This window comes from Serratia microhaemolytica (assembly GCF_004011885.1).
In the GTDB taxonomy this organism is placed as follows: domain Bacteria; phylum Pseudomonadota; class Gammaproteobacteria; order Enterobacterales; family Enterobacteriaceae; genus Serratia_G; species Serratia_G microhaemolytica.
In genome coordinates this window covers 1-2,865 of record NZ_SBEF01000079.1, presented here as the reverse complement: position 1 = coordinate 2,865, position 2,865 = coordinate 1, and the positions used below count along the sequence as shown (strand labels likewise).

Sequence of the window (2,865 nt, the reverse complement as noted above, 5' to 3'; positions counted from 1 at the left end):
TCAATGTGGTTAAAGATTATTTCGTGATTAAGCATAGAGGTTGTCTGCTCGATATTAGCGGGTCAATAACGGAGATCATACCTCAAAAGCCTTGCCATGCCTCGTTCATATGAGGGGATGGTTAAGGATGGTTAAGGATGCATACACATATTGAATACTTGCTCCCTAATAAAGGTCGGACTCGTGGCGAACTTGTGAATAGTGTTTTCATCAATCGCTTCTAAAAATAGCAATCAACTTCAGTTTTTCAGTGAAGTTGATTTTTGGGGTGCTGATGCAGAACGTTAATCAATTAAATGAAGAAAAAATCACTGATGCATTTACTCCTCCGAACCCAAAACCATTTACCAACACATTATCGATAGGGTATTTTTGTGAGTTGTTTATTACAATATTTAAATGCTCAGCAGCTTCATCTAGAACATCTATATTTATTGATGGAGGGATAATCCCATTATTTATGGCCTTAATGGAAAATATTGCTGCCGCAGCACCTGCAGCCCCTAACATATGGCCAGTAGAGGATTTTGTGGAAGATATATACGGACACTTTTTTTTAAAAATTTTTTTGATCGCGGCCATTTCAGCTCTATCACCTACATAAGTGGATGTGGAGTGTGCGTTAATATAATCAATATCTTCAGGTGACAGATCTGCATCGGCAATAGCTTTTTGCATTGATCTTGCAGCACCAGAGCCATCTTCTGGCCCTGCTGTTATATGCCAAGCATCGGAAGTTGTACCATATCCTTTTACTTCAGCTAGAATTTTTGCTTGTCTTTTCAGTGCATGATCAAGTTCTTCGAGTATTAATATACCAGCTCCCTCACTCATCACAAATCCATCTCGTTTTGAATCAAATGGTCGAGAGGAACATTCAGGTTTTTCATTAAAACTAGCAGTTAACGCTCGAGCTGCATGAAACCCTCCGAGTGAAACAGGATTTATACACGATTCGGCTCCTCCAACCAATGCCATAGTTGCGTATCCACCTTGAATAGCTCGATATCCATCGCCTATTGCTTGAATACTTGCAGCGCATGCAGAAACAGGAGCTCCAAGAATTCCTTTATAACCATATTTTATTGATACTTGCCCTGCAGCAAGATTTGCAATAAATGAAGGGATAGTAAACGGAGATAGTTTTTTACTGCCCTTTTCTGATACTGTGTTTACAGCATTTGTAATAGCATGAAAGCCACCAATACCAGTAGCTATAATTGTAGCCACATCTAACTTTTCTTCTTCTTCCAAAAAAAGAATTTTAGCATCGTAAACAGCCTCTTCAGCAGCAACCAAAGCAAGTTGTATAAAACGATCAGCCTTTTTCTGTTCCTTTAGAGAAATATATTTGTTTATATCCAAACCTCCAATGTTGTCATCCAGATAAGAGGGGATGACACCAGCTATATGAACTGGACAGTCACCATGATGTTCACGTGATAATCTTTTGATTCCAGAAAATCCCTTGATTAGCCTATCCCATGAAATTTCACTGGTACAAGCTAGAGGAGACACGAGTCCTACTCCAGTAACAACAACACGTTTTTTCTCAATAGATTTTGCCATTTTTCCTTGTTCCTAACCTTGAGTTTTTTCTTTCAAAACGAACTTCATAAAAAGCTTCTTTGATGTTAAGTGTACACGTGTAAGCTCAAAAATGGAAATAAACTTTGGGTGTAGTGATGTGATGGACGCCCCTTTCTGAGATAGCCGATATTATGTTATTACGGGTTACATTTACTACAGGAGTGACATCACATGAATACGATCTGTAGTGGTCAAGAAAGATTGGTCACCGAGTGGCAAACACGCCAAAATTGTCGCTCTGACTCATTGGGTGTGAGTCCACCATTGTATTGGTGCGGCCTAAACTCACTATAATAGCCCGTGATATAGCGAGTCATCGCTACCCCCCTGTGGCAGGATAGTTGTCACTATCAAAAAATAACCACATTGGGGTGGAGTAGAGTAAGTAATGGCGAAGTATTCACCGGAGCATAAAGCAGCCGTACTGAAACGGTTATTGCCTCCCTATAACCAGACAGTGGCAGAAGTTGCCCGTGCAGAATCTATTTCCGAACAAACTTTGTATCATTGGCGTCATCAGGCAAAACTTAAGGGGCAGCCAGTGCCAGGTAAAACATCCCATTCTGAAGCGTGGTCAGCAGAAGCAAAATTGGCGGTGATCATCGAAACCGCATCACTTTCAGAGACTGAATTAAGTCAATATTGTCGTGCAAAAGGACTTTATCCTGAGCAGGTTAAACGCTGGAAGCAAGCCTGTTTACAGGGAGTTAATACCCGCCAGGAACAGCAACAACTTTTGCAAAAACAAAGTAAAGCAGAACGCCTCGAGAATAAGATACTGAAAAAAGCGCTACGCGAAAAAGAGAAGGCGCTTGCCGAAATGGCCGCGTTGCTGATGCTGAGAAAAAAGCTCAAAGCCTTTTACGGGGAAGAGGACGAGGAGGATTAACCCCTACCGGTGAAAGGCAGAAAATTATCGAATTAATTCAGGTGGCTGTTAAAGGAGGATGCCGCCTTGAGAAGGCCTGTGACGAAGTGGAAATCAGTTTGCGAACCTACCGGCGTTGGTATCATTCAGGCGAAGTCAGGGTAGACAGGAGACCTGATGCAATCCGCCCGGTTCCGGCGAATAAGCTGACAGAGGAAGAGCGGCAAGCCGTGATTACGGTGTGTAACGAGCCTGCTTATGCGGAACTTCCTCCCTCACAGATTGTTCCCAGCCTGCTGGATAAGGGAATTTATATTGCTTCTGAATCAAGTTATTATCGCATTCTTAAAGCCTGTGAGCAGTTGCATCATCGTGGCAGAAGTCGCGCACCAGCGCCGAGCCAACGT

1 protein-coding gene and 2 pseudogenes are annotated in these 2,865 nt (G+C 42.3%); 1 reads left to right on the top strand and 2 read right to left on the bottom strand.

All coding sequences use genetic code 11. From position 1 onward, the window contains the following. Window positions 1–288: 288 nt before the first annotated feature. Window positions 289–1,569, bottom strand: coding sequence for a beta-ketoacyl-ACP synthase II (fabF, locus tag EOJ37_RS13800; RefSeq protein WP_127960464.1), 1,281 nt, complete (start codon window positions 1,567–1,569; stop codon window positions 289–291). A gap of 212 nt (window positions 1,570–1,781) precedes the next feature. After that, window positions 1,782–1,907 (bottom strand): annotated as a pseudogene (locus EOJ37_RS13795) (IS3 family transposase); the annotation flags it as partial. A gap of 71 nt (window positions 1,908–1,978) precedes the next feature. On the opposite strand from EOJ37_RS13795, the pseudogene EOJ37_RS14905 reads away from it, so the two are divergent. After that, window positions 1,979–2,865, top strand: a pseudogene (locus EOJ37_RS14905) (transposase); the annotation flags it as partial.